Genomic DNA, 14,314 nt, shown 5'->3' with positions numbered 1-14,314 from the left:
GTCGACGCACTCGTATGGACGGCACGGGCACGCAGGGCATACCGTCGGCACACCCACTGCCTCCACGCGAGGATCCGAGGAGGACCCGTGACTGCCGTCAGCGACACCCGACGAACTGCGCTGCGCGCGAATGCAGTTGCCGCGGTGACGAAGACAGCCGTCGCGACGAAATGGCTGGTGCTCGGAGCCGGAACCGCAACGCTGGCGCTTCTGGGCGTGATTGCTCTGATCCTGGTTGCAGCGCTGTGCCTGGTGGGTGTCGGAGTGCTTCTGCTCGCGCCGGCGCTGTCCGGTGTCCGGTGGATCGCAGATCTGGAACGACGACGACTCGCCGCGATCGGAACTGCTGTTCCGTCGCCGTACAACCGCGTTCCCACCGAGTGGCGAGAGGCCTGGCGGTTCCTGCGCTCCGATCCCGGACCCCGACGAGACATCGCATGGATGTGCATCCACGCGACATTCGGGCTCGTCGTCGGCCTGCTGCCGTTGGAACTGCTCTCGAATGCGGTGGAGGAGCTCAGCGCTCCGCTGTGGTGGAACTCGGTGCCGTCGGGTGGCGCGACCATCCTCGGTGGCTTTGTCACCGTCGACTCATGGGCCGGTGCACGCTGGGCAATCGTCACCGGTCTCTGCTGGGCGATCCTGTGGTTCGCGTTGCCCCCATTGCTGCTCCGGGCACAGGTCGCCCCCGGCATCCGCTTGTTGGCCCCGCACCCGGACGTCGACCTGTCCGAACGCATCGCGGAGCTCACCGCAACACGAGCGGCCGCTCTCGACGCACACGCCGTGGAGTTGCGCCGGATCGAGCGGGCGCTGCACGACGGCGCGCAGAATCGGCTCGTGACCGTCGCCGTACTCACCGGAGCGGCCCGCCAGGCGCTGGCCCGCGACCCGTCCACTGCCGACCCCTTGCTCGAGCGCGCCCAACAGAGCGTCGAGGCGGCCTTGGCGGAACTGCGCTCGGTGGTGCGCGGCATCCTGCCGCCCGTCCTCGAATCCGATGGCCTGTCGGGAGCCTTGTCTGCGCTGGCGGCGCAGTGCCCGGTGGAGACCCGTGTCGACGCACGCGTGATGTCGCGATGTCCCGTGGCCATCGAAGCCATCGCCTATTACACGGTGGCGGAGGCGCTCACCAATGTCACCCGGCACAGTGGGGCACAGCGAGCGGAGGTGCGAGTGCGGCAGCGAGGCGACGAACTCGTGATCGAGGTGGAGGACAACGGTTCCGGCGGCGCCGTCGTCGGGCACGGATCCGGGCTGGCCGGAATCCGGGGACGTGTCGAGGCCCACGACGGGACACTGCAGGTGCACAGCCCCGCCGGCGGGCCGACGATCGTGGAGGTGGTGATCCCGTGCGGATAGTGGTGGCCGAGGACGACGCGCTGCTCCGGGAAGGGCTCGTGCTGTTGTTGCGCGGCGAGGGACTCGATGTGGTCGCCGCGGTGGGCGAACCCGACGCGTTGCTGGAAGTCGTGGAACACCATCACCCCGACGTCGCCATCGTCGACGTCCGCATGCCACCGACCCACACCGACGAGGGCATTCGGGCGGCCGTCGCAGCCCGGGCGTCGCATCCCGAACTCGCGATTCTGGTGCTCTCGGCCTACGTGGAGCAGAGTTTCGCCACCGCACTGCTCGCGGGCGGCTCCCATCGCACCGGGTATCTGCTCAAGGAACGGGTCGGGCGGGTCCACACCTTCCTCGAAGCCCTGCACCGTGTCGCGGATGGCGGCACCGCGATCGATCCCGAAGTGGTGGCCCAGCTCTTCGCGCGAGAGCGTGCCGCCCACCGGCTGTCCGACCTGACCGCCCGGGAGCGGGAGGTACTGGCATTGATGGCCGAGGGGCTGGGAAACAGCGCAATAGCGACTCGGCTGGTCATCACCGAAAACGCCGTGCACAAACACATCCGGAACATCTTCGCCAAGCTCGACCTGCAGGCCGGTGACGACTCCGACCGACGGGTCGTCGCGGTGCTCCGGCACCTCGAAGCCACGCAGCGAACCGGCTGAATCGGGTGTGGGCGCCTACAAAGCCAGCTTCGCGAGCAGGTCGCGTGCCGTCTCGGCGCTGCGCGGCTGGCACAGCACATCGTAGCGACCGGCAACCAGCTGCATCGTCGACGAGAAGTCGCGCTGCCCGCGTGTGGCCGCGTACGGGATCGTCGCCGAGATCAACCCGAAGATGATGCCGCCGACGAGACCCACGATGAGCGGGCCCAGGAAGTCGGTGGAGAAGATCCCGAGCAGCAGACCGAAGAACAGGCCGAGCCACGCACCGGAGACGATGCCGCCGCCGATCACCTTCGCCCACGTCAGCCGACCCGTGACACGCTCGACCTGCATCAGGTCGACACCGACGATCGTGACGTCCTCGACCGAGAAGTTCTGATCGGAGAGGTGGTCGACAGCGCGCTGCGCTTCTGCATATGTCGAGTACGAACCGACAGGCCATCCGCTCGGCGGTTCCGGGAGTCCCGGCGCCGGACGTCCTGCACCCATGGGATTCGTCATTGTGGCTCCTTCTCGTTTCCGTCCGCGTCCATTCTGCCGGGATTCCCCTGGCGTCGCCGATGGCGCACGGCGTCAGCTCGGGGCGACGGCTACTTCGGCGGTTCGAACGACGTGGTCCGGGCCATTCCCGCGGCACGGCCCTTGGCGGAGATCACGAGGGCCATCTTGCGGCTCGCTTCGTCGATCATCTCGTCACCGAGCATCGCGGCACCGCGCGCTCCACCCGCTGCGGAGGTGTGCCACTCGTAGGCGTCGAGGATCATCTCTGCCTTGTCGTAATCGTCCTGCCGCGGACTGAACACCTCGTTGGCGGCATCGATCTGGCTGGGGTGCAGCACCCACTTTCCGTCGAATCCGAGTGCCGCCGAGCGCTGCGCCGACCGGCGGAACGCCTCGACGTCCCGGATCTGCAGGTAAGGGCCGTCGATGGCCTGGAGGCCGTGTGCGCGCGCGGCCATGAGGATCGTCATGAGGATGTGGTGGTAGGCATCGCCGCGGTCGTACCCCTCGGGCTGCTCCCCCACCACCAGCGTGCGCATGTTGATGCTGGCCATGAAATCGGCGGGGCCGAAGACGAGGGTCTGGACGCGCGGGCCGGCCGTCGCGATCTCGTTGATGTTCGTCAGCCCCAGGGCATCCTCGATCTGCGGTTCGATCCCGATCCGCCCGACCTCGAGTCCATGCGCCTTCTCTACCTGGGTGAGCAGCAGATCGAGCGCCTTGACGTGGCTCGCGTCCGGCACCTTGGGCAGCAGGATCGCGTCGAGGTGCGCACCCGCGCCGCCGACGACGGCGGCCACATCGCGATAGGTGGCGTCGGTGGTCCAGTCGTTGACCCGCACGACCTTCAGCTGGTCGCCCCAACCGTCCTCGTTCAGTGCCTCGACGATGGTCGTGCGTGCCTGCTCCTTGGCGAGCGGCGACACGGCGTCCTCGAGATCGAGGAAGAGCGCATCGGCCGGGAGGCCCTTCGCCTTGTCGATCATCTTGCGGCTACTCCCCGGAACCGCGAGAACCGACCGTCGGGGCCTGAATGAGAACGACATGGGGTGACCGAACCTCCGTGTTCCGTGATCGACATTGGCAGCCTCTAGCCTGGCAATCATGGCAGCAGTGAGCAAGGTATTCGCAGCGAGGCTGGCCGGCCTGGTCGTGCTCGGCCCCGACGGCGAATCGATCGGTCGTGTCCGCGACGTCGTGCTCACCATACGAATAGGCCGCCAGCCGCCGCGTGTACTCGGTCTGGTCGTGGAGCTTCCGACGAGAAAAAGGATCTTCGTTCCAATGCTGAGGGTGACGGCGATCGAGCCGGGCTCGGTCACTCTCGTCACGGGCAACGTCAGTCTGCGCAGGTTCACTCAGCGCCCCTCCGAGGTGCTTGCCCTGGCGCAGGTACTGGATTCCCGCGTGCGGATCGATGATCCTGAGCTCTCCGATCTCCATGGGGCGGACCTCACCGTCGTCGATCTCGGGATCGACCTCACCCGCAGCCGGGATTGGCTGGTCTCGCGTGTCGCGGTGCGACGACATCGCGGACGGCTCGCGCGTCGCGCCCCCGTGCACGTCGTGGAGTGGCAGCACGTACACGGCCTGACGCAACAGGCGTTGTCGCTGCCGGGGCAGGGCGTGTCGCAGCTGCTCCTGCAGTTCGAGGACATGCGTCCCGCCGACGTCGCCAACGTACTGCGGGATCTCCCGGTCAAGCGACGCAACGAGGTGGCCGCTGCGCTCGACGACGAACGACTCGCCGACATCGTGCAGGAGCTGCCCTCGGACGATCAGACCGATCTGCTCAAGCACCTCGAGGTCGACCGTGCCGTCGATGTCCTCGAGGCGATGGACCCTGACGACGTCGCAGACCTGCTCGGCGAACTGCCCGAGACCGACGCCGAGTGGTTCCTCCAACGAATGGACCCGGAGGATTCCGAACCGGTTCGACGCCTGCTCGAACACTCCCCCGACACTGCGGGTGGCCTGATGACCCCGGAGCCGGTGGTGCTCACTCCCGCGACCACGGTGGCGGAGGCTCTCGCCCGAGCGCGCAATCCGGATCTCACCCCCGCCCTGGCATCGATGGTGTTCGTGGTCCGGCCGCCGACCGCGACACCGACCGGCCGATATCTGGGGTGCGTTCATCTGCAACGATTGCTTCGCGAACCGCCGGCGAGCCTCGTCGGCGGCATCATCGACAACGATCTCCCCCGACTCGATCCCGAGGACTCCTTGGCTTCGGTCACCAGGTACTTCGCGACGTACAACCTGGTGTGCGCTCCGGTCGTGGACGACGAGCAGCACATGCTCGGTGCGGTGAGTGTCGACGACGTGCTCGACCATCTGTTGCCCGAGGACTGGCGTGAAGAGGAGGAAGAGGATGAGTGACCGCAATCTCCTGGGTACACAGCGCCTCGAGACTCCCCGGACCTCCCGCTTGCGGGTAAATTTCGATGTCGAAGCCGTCGGCCGGGTCAGCGAGCGGATCGCCCGTTTCCTCGGTACCGGCCGCTACCTCGCGATCCAAACGATCGTGGTGATCGTCTGGATCGCGCTCAACATCACCGCGATAGGCCTGCAGTGGGATCCGTATCCGTTCATCCTGCTCAATCTGGCGTTCTCGACGCAGGCGGCCTACGCGGCACCGCTGATCCTGCTCGCCCAGAACCGTCAGGAGAACCGCGACCGGGTGTCGCTCGAGGAAGACCGGACACGCGCCGAACAGACGAAGGCCGACACCGAGTTCCTCGCACGTGAGCTTGCAGCGTTGCGACTCGCCGTCGGTGAGGTCGCGACACGCGACTATCTGCGACGAGAACTCGAAGACCTGAAGGCATTGATCACCGAAGCCGACAGCGGCGACGACACCGGCAACGGTCAGGCGAGACCACCGCGACGCTGAAGACGCCCGATACCGCAACGACCGGTTGCACATAACCGGGCCCCGTTCTGTAATGTGCGTCACAACGATGATGGCGTCGGTTCGGTCAAAGGTGGGTGTTCGGGTGCGCTGGCAGACGACTCTGGTTGTTCCGTTGCTCGCGGCAGCAGGATTTGCCGCGACAGCGTCGGCGCCCGCACCGAGCGGCGCGTCCGCCGATCCCGTACCCGCACAGACCGCCGCCGTACGGGAAGTGGGCATCCTGCCCGCCGAGCCCGCAGCACCGCAGGCGATGCGCAGTCCGTCCGCAGCCACCGAAGATCCGGCCGATCCGCTCTCCCAGGCGCCGCCGGCGATGCCCGGTGACGGATTCGCAATTCTCGGCGACGGCCCCCTCGCAATCCCGGAGCTCGTGTTCTACGCGTACCGCGCGGCAGAGATGCAGCTTGCGATCAACTCGCCGGAATGCGGACTGCCGTGGCACCTACTGGCGGCGATCGGACGCCTCGAATCGAACCACGCCGACAACGGGCACACGGACGTCCTCGGCACCCTCACTACACCGAGGACCACACCCGACGGCCGCGTCGGCCCGATGCAGCTCCCGGCCGGCGCGTGGGAGCGATTCCCCTCGGACGGGAACGTGGACGGCGTGACGGACCCGCAGAACGTGTTCGATGCGACCCTCGCAGCGGGCGCGTGGGCATGCGCGGACGGCGCATCCGCGCGAGACGAGGCCGGTGAGGCCCGGGTGGCCGCCATGTTCGATTCCTCCCCCGAGTACCTGGCGAATGTGCGCACGTGGTCTGCGGCCTACAAGAAGGGCGCAGAGGTCGCCCCGGCGGTACCGGCTGTGCCACCGACCACCGTCCCCACTCCTGCCGCCGTCCCGATTCCCACCGCTGACGCGGCTGCGCCGGCCGAACAGAACACGACCGAAGAGCCGGCCTCCGGGGATATCGACCCGGAGTTGCCCATGATGACGATTCCGGAACTACCGGACATTCCGTGCCTCGTCCCCACCCTCTGCGGGCAGTGATATCCGACCCGGCATACTCCCGCCTGTGCGCAGAGTCGGACATCTCCACTAGCATCACTGTTACTAAAATCACACCGTTGTAACGGCAATTCCCCCCCGCTTGCGACGAGTCGATCGCCCTACAGCTCCCCGACCGTGGGTTTTCGATATCCGCCGTCACCGGCGATGACGCCGCACGCGGATATCCGTAAACCTTCGTTACATCACGGTTGAGTAACGGAAGCGCATCGAATCCTGTAGTGTCGGCCCGGCCATATAACGGAGGCATCTCGAATGGGTGCCCGAGGGAGGTAGTAGTGGGCCGGCACGCGAAGCCATTGGATTCGAAGATCCGACGCAATTCCGTCATCGCCATGACGGGGTTGGTGCCGGTGGGCTTGGTCGCCGCAGCCGCCACCACCGCGGGCGCATCGCCGCGCACCCTACTCGGAATCCATCAGCAGGAAGCCGAGCCCGCAGCGGCCGCGACACCGATCGACGACATCACCGCAGCCGTGAACTCCGTCGACATCCCGCAGGCCATCGCTGTCGCCCAGAACGTCATGATCGCGCCGGAGCCCGCAGCCACGCCCGCACCGAAGGCTGCGCCCGAACCAGAACCCGAGCCCAAGGTTCTGAACGAAGGCCCCCTCGGAATCCCCGGTATCAACTTCGACGCCTACATCAACGCCGAACGGATCCTCAACGAGGAGAACCCCGGCTGCGGCATGTACTGGACACTGCTGGCCGGAATCGGCCGCGTCGAGTCCGGCCATGCCAACGGCGGCCAGGCCGACGAGAACGGAAACCTGAACGAGCCCGTGATCGGTCTGCCGCTCAACGGCAGCCTCCCCGGACAGGCCGTGATCTACGACACCGACGGCGGCGCTCTCGATGGCGACACCGTGTACGACCGGGCCGTCGGACCGATGCAGTTCATCCCCAGCACGTGGAACCAGTACGCGGGCGACGGCAACGGCGACGGCAAGTCCGATCCCCAGAACCTGTACGACTCGACGCTGACCACCGCGCGGTACCTGTGCGACGGCGGCCTCGACATGCGCAACCTCGCGCACTCGACCAAGGCCATCCACCGTTACAACAACTCGATGGCGTACGTCGCGAACGTCCTCGCCTGGTCCGCCGCCTACTCCACCGGCATCACGCCCAGCGCAGCCGACCTGCCGCGTATCCACTGACCCACCGCCACCTACCATGGTCACCATGGCAGTCCTTGAGTCCGAAATCCGAAGCGCGCTCGCACGGGTCCAGGATCCGGAGATCCGCAAGCCCATCACGGACCTCGGAATGGTCAAGAGCGTCGACATCCGCGACGACAGCAGTGTCGACATCGAGGTGTATCTCACGACGGCCGGGTGCCCGATGCGCACCGAGATCACCGATCGCGTCACCAAAGCCGTAGCCGACGTCGCAGGCGTGGGTGAGATCCGGGTGACGCTCGACGTGATGAACGACGAGCAGCGGACCGCCCTGCGCAAGTCCCTTCGCGGCGATTCCGCCGAACCCGTCATCCCGTTCGCGCAACCCGGTTCACTCACCCGCGTCTACGCGGTGGCCTCCGGCAAGGGCGGCGTCGGCAAATCGTCCGTGACCGTCAACCTCGCTGCTGCGCTGGCCGACCGCGGGCTGTCAGTGGGTGTGCTCGACGCCGATATCTACGGCCACTCGATTCCCCGCATGCTGGGCACGTCCGCCAAGCCCACCCAGGTGGAGCGGATGATCATGCCACCTGTCGCGCATGAAGTGAAGATGATCTCCATCGCCCAGTTCACCGAAGGAAACACTCCGGTGGTGTGGCGCGGCCCGATGCTCCACCGGGCGCTGCAGCAGTTCCTCGCCGATGTGTTCTGGGGCGATCTCGACGTGCTGCTGCTCGACCTCCCGCCCGGCACCGGCGACGTCGCGATCTCGGTCGCACAGTTGATCCCCAACGCGGAGATCCTCGTGGTGACCACCCCGCAACAGGCAGCCGCAGAGGTCGCCGAGCGTGCCGGGTCGATCGCGTTGCAGACCCGTCAGCGCATCGCCGGCGTCGTCGAGAACATGTCGTGGCTCGAACTACCCGACGGCACCAGGATGGAAGTCTTCGGAACCGGTGGCGGGCAGGCTGTCGCAGAACGGCTCTCACGCGCCGTGGGAGCCACGGTGCCGCTGCTCGGACAGATTCCCCTCGACCCGGCCGTCCGTGAGTCCGGCGACGCGGGTACTCCGATCGTCCTCAGTGCACCCGATTCAGCACCGGGCATCGCGATGCGGGAGATCGCCGACAAGCTCGCAGTCCGTCGCCGTGGTCTGGCCGGCATGTCGCTGGGGATCGACACCACCCGGCATCTGTGAACCGTCTCCGAAGCCTCACGGCCCCTCTCCAGGGGCCGTGAGAGCCCTGCGCTCGATCAGAGGCCCGGGATGCGGACTCTACGTCGCGTCGGGATCGATCGGTGGGATCTCGCCCGGAGCGAGGGGCTTCGACATGTTCGGTCGCGGAGGAATAGGAGTCGAGCCGCCCGGTGACGAACCCGATCCGTTGGCCGACGGTGTCGACGGCGAATCGAAGTTGCCCGTGAGGATCGAGTCGTCGCCGTCGAGAAGATGCTTGGTGATGACGGCCCTCGGCGTCATGCCACGCAACTGATTGAGATCGGACAGGGGCTTCTGCAGATCCTCGAACTCGGGTCCGAGTTCGTCCTTGAGCTGCTGCCGGGCGCCCGATGCGTAGTCACGCACCTGACGCAGGGACTTGGTCACCCACGACACCGCACCCGGAAGTCGCTCCGGACCGAGGACCACGAGGGCCGCGATGAGGAGGACCATGAACTCGCCCCAACCGATGTTGCCGAACACCGCACCAGACTACGTGGTCCGCACAGAATTGCAGTACCCGCAGCGGATGTCACATTCCCCGATCCAGATCAATCGGATGCGGGGGTGACCTCCAGGTCGACCAGACGCCCCTCGCGTACCAACTGCACGGTGACGGGCTGATCCATCTCCTGCAGATGAACCGCGACGACGAGTTCGTCGGCGCTCGTGACCTCCCGGTCGCCGACCTTGACGATCACGTCTCCCTCGACGATCCCGGCCTGCTGTGCCGGGCTGCCCTGCTGCACATTCGCCACCTCGGCGCCGCTGGCGACGTCGTTGACGACAGTTCGTGCATTCACACCGATCTCGGGGTGGTGCATCACGCCGTCACCGATGAGCGCCTGCGCAACCTCGGTAACAGTATCGATCGGGATCGCGAAGCCCAGGCCGACGGATCCGCCGGTCTCCGACTTGATCGCCGAGTTGATGCCGATCACCCGACCTTCCGAGTCGATGAGCGGTCCACCCGAATTACCCGGGTTGATGGCCGCGTCGGTTTGCACGGCATCGATGACCGCGTCGGTGTCGGTACCCTGCCCGTTCAACCGCATGGGCCGGTGCAATGCACTGACGATGCCGCGGGTGACGGTCTTGTTCAGTCCGAGCGGCGACCCCATCGCGACGACGTCCTCGCCGACCTGGACGTCCTCCGACCGGCCGAGTTCGGCGACGACGAGATTGTCGACGTCCTCGACCTTCAGAATCGCAAGGTCGGTCTTGATGTCGCGCCCGACGATCGAGGCAGGCACCTTCGTACCGTCGTTGAACGACACCTGCACGTTGGCTTCGGGATTGTTGGCGGCCATCGACACCACGTGGTTGTTGGTGACGATGTAGCCCTCACCGTCGATCACGACACCCGACCCGGTTCCGGCGTCCTGGCCGAGCGTGACCTGGATCGATACGACCGCGGGGAGCACGGCGTCGGCAACCTGCGCGACAGTGCCGGTCGGGGCGTCCTCGCCTGCCGCGACCTGCGTCAGCGACACACCGCGACTGGTCAGCGATCCGTCCTCTGACAGCAGGAGGGCGACGACGAGCCCACCGACCATTCCTATGACGACGGCAACGGCGGCGAGGGTGGCGAGTGCCCGCGGTTCGACGCGACGGTCGAAGAGCACTTCTCGGAGCGCCAGTTTGCGGGCCGGCGGGAGTGCCTCGTCGACGGTGTCCGCGACGGGCGGGCCGAGTCGCACAGCCGAGTCCGGGTCGCGCCACGGATCGGGGTCGGTGGTCTCGGCGGGTTCCTCGTCGGTGGCGCCGGGCGGGCGCTGGAGAGTATCGACGGCCTCGTCGGGGCGTCCGTACGCCTCGGCGAAGATCGGGTCGGCCGGAGGTGCGTGCTGGATCCGTGGGTCGGGTGTCCGGTCTCGTGCGGGCGCGCCGAAGGAACCGACGGCCCCGGCCGGGCGACCGAAGACCTGCGCGGCGTTCGGATCGACGGAGGGTCGATACACGGGTCGTGGTTCGAGGCGCGGCGCGTCGGCGGGTCGTTCGATCACCCCGGACGACCCGTCGGGCCGGCCAGAAGTGGCGTCGGGCATACCGTCGGCGGACGCAGTCCCGTTGTCGTCGACCCCGATGTCGCCTCGCCCGTTACGTTGCACACCCGTCCGTTGCACAGAATCGCCGCTCACGCGTGTCCGTCTCCCCCGTGTAGGTCCGTCACGCAGCCCAGTATCACCGATCGCACTGTGTCTGCTGCTACCGCCCGCTCGCTGTCACCGACGACGGCGGATCGACCACCGACGCGCGGTACTCCACGGATCCTGGGCGGGTGCGCCGAAAAGACCGGCCGCACCAGGCGAACCACCGGGGTCGGCGGTGGGCTTGTCGCAGAGATGGCTGGGAATGTTGCTCAGTGCACCGAGCAACGACGACGGCATCTGCGGCGCCTGACGGGCCGCTGACCGCAGTGCGCGGCGGGCCTGTTCCTGCGATTCGACCTCGGCCGCACATTCGGCACAGATGGACAGGTGCTGGGCGGCGCGGAGATACGCCGACATCCGGAGCTCCCCGTCGACGAATGCGGCAACGGCTTCGCTGGCCAGGTGCTCCGTGGAACCGAACCTGCGAGGTGGTTGCACCATCGTCATCAAATCCTCCTGGCGGCTACCCCGCATCGACGCGACCGACTTCGACCTTCCCATGCTCGCGCAGGTGCTCGCGCAGCGCCTGGCGGCCCCGGTGGATGCGGCTACGCACCGTACCGAGCTTGACCCCCAGTGTGGCACCGATCTCCTCGTAGGAGAGTCCCTCGATGTCACAGAGCACTACTGCGGCACGGTACTCCGGTGCCAGCGAGTCCAGTGCGGACTGCAGATCGGCACCGAGGCGGGCGTCGTGATAGATCTCCTCGGGGTTCGGCCCGTGGGCCGGTACCCGATCGTAGTCCTCCGGCAGAGCTTCCATCCGGATGCGATTCCGGCGGCGCACCATGTCGAGAAAGAGATTCGTGGTGATTCGGTGCAACCAACCCTCGAAAGTGCCCGGTTGGTAATCCTGCAGTGAACGGAACACCCGGATGAACGTGTCCTGGGTGAGATCTTCGGCATCCTGTGCGTTGCCGGAAAGACGGTAGGCAAGGCGGTACACGCGGTCGCCGTGCTGACGTACCAACTCGTCCCATGACGGCATGGCGGCACGATCGCCGGTAGCATCGAACACCGCTGTGCCACTCAGGTCGGCGTCGGTGGGCGTCATCACGTCGGGGGTGGGGACAGTGTCGGATCTTTGCATGTGGATCTGTGGATCCTCCTCTTCGGGACCGCTGATCGAAAACGACATTCTCCGGTGTGCAACGTTCTGGCGCGGGATTCTATTTCCCGCCGCGTTCCCTTACGTCACTTCCGACCGACGCCTGACGATCGTCGAACCTGCGGTCTGTTGCGTATCCGACCATCACTTTTCACCACAGCGATGTGGACGCCGTATGAGTACCCTGAAAGTCACCTGAGAAACCACGAACGCGGGATTCTGGGGCGCGCCTGCCTGCACTGATGCCGTCGCGAGGATAGCCTCATCAGGGTGCAGACCAATGCCGACCGGATTCTGGCCCACGCGGAGAACGTCGTTGTCGAGGACGACGCTCTCGTCAACGCACGCGAACGCGCCCTCGATCTCGGTGCCGAACCCGTTTCTCCGTCCGTGGGCGCAGCATTGTCCCTGTTCGCGCGCATGCTCGATGCGCGCACCGTCGTCGAGATCGGCACCGGCGCCGGTGTGAGCGGTCTGTGGTTGCTCCACGGAGTACGCGAGGACGGCGTGCTCACCACCATCGACAGCGAACCCGAGCACCACCGCGCCGCGAAGATCGCGTTCCGGGACGGCGGGGTGGTCGCCTCCCGTACCCGGCTGATCAACGGCCGCGCACTCGACGTACTGCCGCGCCTCGCCGATTCCGGATACGACCTCGTCTTCGTCGACGCCACCCCCGCCGACCACCCCCACTTCGTCCGAGAGGGGGTCCGGCTACTCAGACCCGGTGGCGTCATCGTGCTGCACAACGCCCTGCTCGACGGACGCGTCGCCGACCCGGCCGCCAGGGACTCGACGGTGCTCGCTGTTCGTGAGGCTGCGCGCGCAATCTCTCAGGACGACCGGCTGGCACCGGTGGTGCTGCCGCTCGGCGACGGACTGCTGTGCGCTGTGCGCATGAGCTGAACGCTGTGGCTCTTGAGGTGAGCTATATCCACACACCCTTGCCGATGGCGACGACTCCGCCGTTGCTCACCGCGAAACGCTGACGGTCGCGTTCGAGGTCGACTCCGATGATCTCGCCGTCTCCGACGACGACGTTCTTGTCGAGAATCGCGTGACGCACGACTGCGCCCTTGCCGATCCGGACCCCGGGCATCACCACGCTGCCCTCCACGGTGGCGCCGTCCTCGACCATCACGTTGGAACTGAGCACCGAATTGCGGACGGTAGCAGCCGACAGGATGCTTCCGGCCCCGACAATCGACTCCTGCGCGAGACCGCCCTGCACGAACTTCGCCGGCGGAAGATTCTCAGCGGCCCCGCGGATGGGCCAGCGCTTGTTGTACAAGTTGAAGATGGGATGGACGGACACGAGATCCATGTGTGCGTCGTAGAACGCGTCGAGCGTTCCGACGTCGCGCCAGTAGGCGCGATCGCGTTCGGTGGCGCCCGGCACCACGTTGTCGTTGAAGTCGTAGACGTGTGCGGCTCCCTGCGACACGAGCGCGGGGATGATGTCGCCGCCCATGTCGTGGTCGGAGTCCGAGTTCTCCGAATCGGCCCGCAATGCCTCGACCAGCACCTTGGTGGTGAAGACGTAGTTGCCCATGGAGGCGAAGGTGACGTTGGGGTCGTCGGGCGTGCCGGGCGGGTGCGCCGGCTTCTCGAGGAACTGCGTGATGCGGCCGGTCTCGTCGCTGTCGATGCATCCGAATGCGAACGCCTCGCTGCGCGGGACCCTGATCCCCGCGACGGTGACGCCGGCGCCGGATTCGATGTGCTGACGCACCATCTGCTCGGGGTCCATGCGGTAGACGTGGTCCGCGCCGAACACCACGATGTATTCGGGGTCCTCGTCGTACACGAGGTTCAGCGATTGCAGGATCGCGTCGGCGCTCCCGGTGTACCAGCGCGGCCCGAGGCGCTGCTGGGCGGGCACCGGGGTGATGTACTCGCCGGTGAAACCGGACAGTCGCCACGTCTGGGAGATGTGCCGATCGAGTGAGTGCGACTTGTACTGAGTCAGCACACAGATGCGTAGATAACCCGCGTTGACGAGGTTGCTCAGCACGAAGTCGATCAGCCGGTACGCACCTCCGAACGGCACCGCGGGCTTCGCGCGGTCCGCGGTCAACGGATACAACCGCTTACCCTCGCCGCCGGCGAGCACGATTCCAAGCACATGTGGCTGGCTCCTCACACGCTCAACCTATCCGCACTGCCCACGATGCCGCCAGCCAAGTGGGAACAAGTAGCAATCGGACCCGCGTCCTCGGCTGCCGCGGGTGGCCCGTTGCCCCGGCGTTCGGGATCGAGTGGCCGGAAGTT

General features: G+C 66.7%; 15 protein-coding genes. 8 read left to right on the top strand and 7 right to left on the bottom strand.

All coding sequences use genetic code 11. The annotated features are described in order from the left end of the window. The first annotated feature begins 87 nt into the window (after positions 1–87). Both EV641_RS09390 and EV641_RS09385 read left to right on the top strand, forming a co-directional pair. Positions 88–1,362 (top strand): sensor histidine kinase, encoded by a 1,275-nt coding sequence (locus EV641_RS09390; protein WP_199233194.1) that lies wholly within the window; start codon positions 88–90, stop codon positions 1,360–1,362. Continuing rightward, the gene (locus tag EV641_RS09385; protein WP_054713640.1) at positions 1,353–2,012 is read left to right on the top strand and encodes a response regulator transcription factor; all 660 of its coding nucleotides are present in this window, start codon (positions 1,353–1,355) and stop codon (positions 2,010–2,012) included. The genes EV641_RS09390 and EV641_RS09385 overlap by 10 nt, the downstream gene beginning before the upstream one ends. Before the next feature lie 15 nt (positions 2,013–2,027). Here EV641_RS09385 and EV641_RS09380 read toward each other — a convergent pair whose 3' ends face one another. Together EV641_RS09380 and EV641_RS09375 are read right to left on the bottom strand one after the other, a co-directional pair. Then, positions 2,028–2,513 carry a general stress protein gene (locus EV641_RS09380; protein WP_054713641.1) on the bottom strand — a complete coding sequence of 162 codons (486 nt, stop codon included), beginning with the start codon at positions 2,511–2,513 and terminating at the stop codon, positions 2,028–2,030. Positions 2,514–2,602: 89 nt separating this feature from the next. Further along, entirely contained in the window at positions 2,603–3,559 is a 957-nt protein-coding gene (locus tag EV641_RS09375; RefSeq protein ID WP_132471584.1) for a CoA ester lyase, read from the bottom strand. Positions 3,560–3,617: 58 nt separating this feature from the next. On the opposite strand from EV641_RS09375, the gene EV641_RS09370 reads away from it, so the two are divergent. The 5 genes from EV641_RS09370 to EV641_RS09350 all read left to right on the top strand — a co-directional run bounded on the left by EV641_RS09370 (position 3,618) and on the right by EV641_RS09350 (position 8,761). Further along, on the top strand, positions 3,618–4,892 hold the full coding sequence (locus EV641_RS09370; protein WP_054713650.1) for a CBS domain-containing protein: 1,275 nt from the start codon (positions 3,618–3,620) through the stop codon (positions 4,890–4,892). Then, positions 4,885–5,406 carry a DUF1003 domain-containing protein gene (locus EV641_RS09365; protein WP_054713651.1) on the top strand — a complete coding sequence of 174 codons (522 nt, stop codon included), beginning with the start codon at positions 4,885–4,887 and terminating at the stop codon, positions 5,404–5,406. Before EV641_RS09370 ends, EV641_RS09365 begins: the two co-directional genes overlap by 8 nt. Before the next feature lie 103 nt (positions 5,407–5,509). Continuing rightward, on the top strand, positions 5,510–6,424 hold the full coding sequence (locus tag EV641_RS09360; protein ID WP_132471583.1) for a hypothetical protein: 915 nt from the start codon (positions 5,510–5,512) through the stop codon (positions 6,422–6,424). 296 nt (positions 6,425–6,720) lie between these two features. Continuing rightward, positions 6,721–7,602, top strand: coding sequence for a lytic murein transglycosylase (locus EV641_RS09355; protein ID WP_054718752.1), 882 nt, complete (start codon positions 6,721–6,723; stop codon positions 7,600–7,602). A 25-nt stretch (positions 7,603–7,627) separates the two neighbouring features. Beyond that, the gene (locus tag EV641_RS09350; protein ID WP_054718757.1) at positions 7,628–8,761 is read left to right on the top strand and encodes an Mrp/NBP35 family ATP-binding protein; all 1,134 of its coding nucleotides are present in this window, start codon (positions 7,628–7,630) and stop codon (positions 8,759–8,761) included. 78 nt (positions 8,762–8,839) lie between these two features. Here EV641_RS09350 and tatB read toward each other — a convergent pair whose 3' ends face one another. The 4 genes from tatB to sigE all read right to left on the bottom strand — a co-directional run bounded on the left by tatB (position 8,840) and on the right by sigE (position 12,025). Then, a complete protein-coding gene (gene tatB, locus EV641_RS09345; RefSeq protein ID WP_054718755.1) occupies positions 8,840–9,265 on the bottom strand; it encodes a Sec-independent protein translocase protein TatB in 426 nt (141 codons plus the stop codon). A gap of 68 nt (positions 9,266–9,333) precedes the next feature. After that, positions 9,334–10,830 carry a trypsin-like peptidase domain-containing protein gene (locus EV641_RS09340; RefSeq protein ID WP_132471658.1) on the bottom strand — a complete coding sequence of 499 codons (1,497 nt, stop codon included), beginning with the start codon at positions 10,828–10,830 and terminating at the stop codon, positions 9,334–9,336. Between the two features lie 177 nt (positions 10,831–11,007). Further along, entirely contained in the window at positions 11,008–11,382 is a 375-nt protein-coding gene (locus tag EV641_RS09335) for a hypothetical protein (RefSeq protein WP_054716261.1), read from the bottom strand. A 16-nt stretch (positions 11,383–11,398) separates the two neighbouring features. Continuing rightward, complete coding sequence (gene sigE, locus EV641_RS09330) at positions 11,399–12,025, bottom strand: RNA polymerase sigma factor SigE (RefSeq protein ID WP_132471582.1); 627 nt, start codon at positions 12,023–12,025, stop codon at positions 11,399–11,401. Positions 12,026–12,313: 288 nt separating this feature from the next. Between sigE and EV641_RS09325 the strand changes: the two genes are divergently transcribed. Beyond that, entirely contained in the window at positions 12,314–12,949 is a 636-nt protein-coding gene (locus EV641_RS09325; protein ID WP_054716265.1) for an O-methyltransferase, read from the top strand. 22 nt (positions 12,950–12,971) lie between these two features. Here the strand turns inward: EV641_RS09325 and glgC are convergent, their stop codons facing one another. Continuing rightward, complete coding sequence (gene glgC / locus EV641_RS09320) at positions 12,972–14,186, bottom strand: glucose-1-phosphate adenylyltransferase (RefSeq protein ID WP_132471581.1); 1,215 nt, start codon at positions 14,184–14,186, stop codon at positions 12,972–12,974. Positions 14,187–14,314 lie beyond the last annotated feature (128 nt).

The sequence above is a fragment of the Rhodococcus sp. SMB37 genome, assembly GCF_004345605.1.
GTDB lineage: Bacteria > Actinomycetota > Actinomycetes > Mycobacteriales > Mycobacteriaceae > Rhodococcus.
This window is presented reverse-complemented; position numbering and strand designations above follow the sequence as displayed.

Coding starts and splice junctions, on each gene's coding strand:
- EV641_RS09350 (WP_054718757.1), top strand. CDS start 7,628: ATGGCAGTCCTTGAGTCCGAAATCCGAAGCGCGCTCGCACGGGTCCAG.
- EV641_RS09375 (WP_132471584.1), bottom strand. CDS start 3,559: ATGTCGTTCTCATTCAGGCCCCGACGGTCGGTTCTCGCGGTTCCGGGG.
- EV641_RS09380 (WP_054713641.1), bottom strand. CDS start 2,513: ATGACGAATCCCATGGGTGCAGGACGTCCGGCGCCGGGACTCCCGGAA.
- EV641_RS09340 (WP_132471658.1), bottom strand. CDS start 10,830: ATGCCCGACGCCACTTCTGGCCGGCCCGACGGGTCGTCCGGGGTGATC.
- sigE (WP_132471582.1), bottom strand. CDS start 12,025: ATGCAAAGATCCGACACTGTCCCCACCCCCGACGTGATGACGCCCACC.
- EV641_RS09365 (WP_054713651.1), top strand. CDS start 4,885: ATGAGTGACCGCAATCTCCTGGGTACACAGCGCCTCGAGACTCCCCGG.
- EV641_RS09335 (WP_054716261.1), bottom strand. CDS start 11,382: ATGACGATGGTGCAACCACCTCGCAGGTTCGGTTCCACGGAGCACCTG.
- EV641_RS09370 (WP_054713650.1), top strand. CDS start 3,618: ATGGCAGCAGTGAGCAAGGTATTCGCAGCGAGGCTGGCCGGCCTGGTC.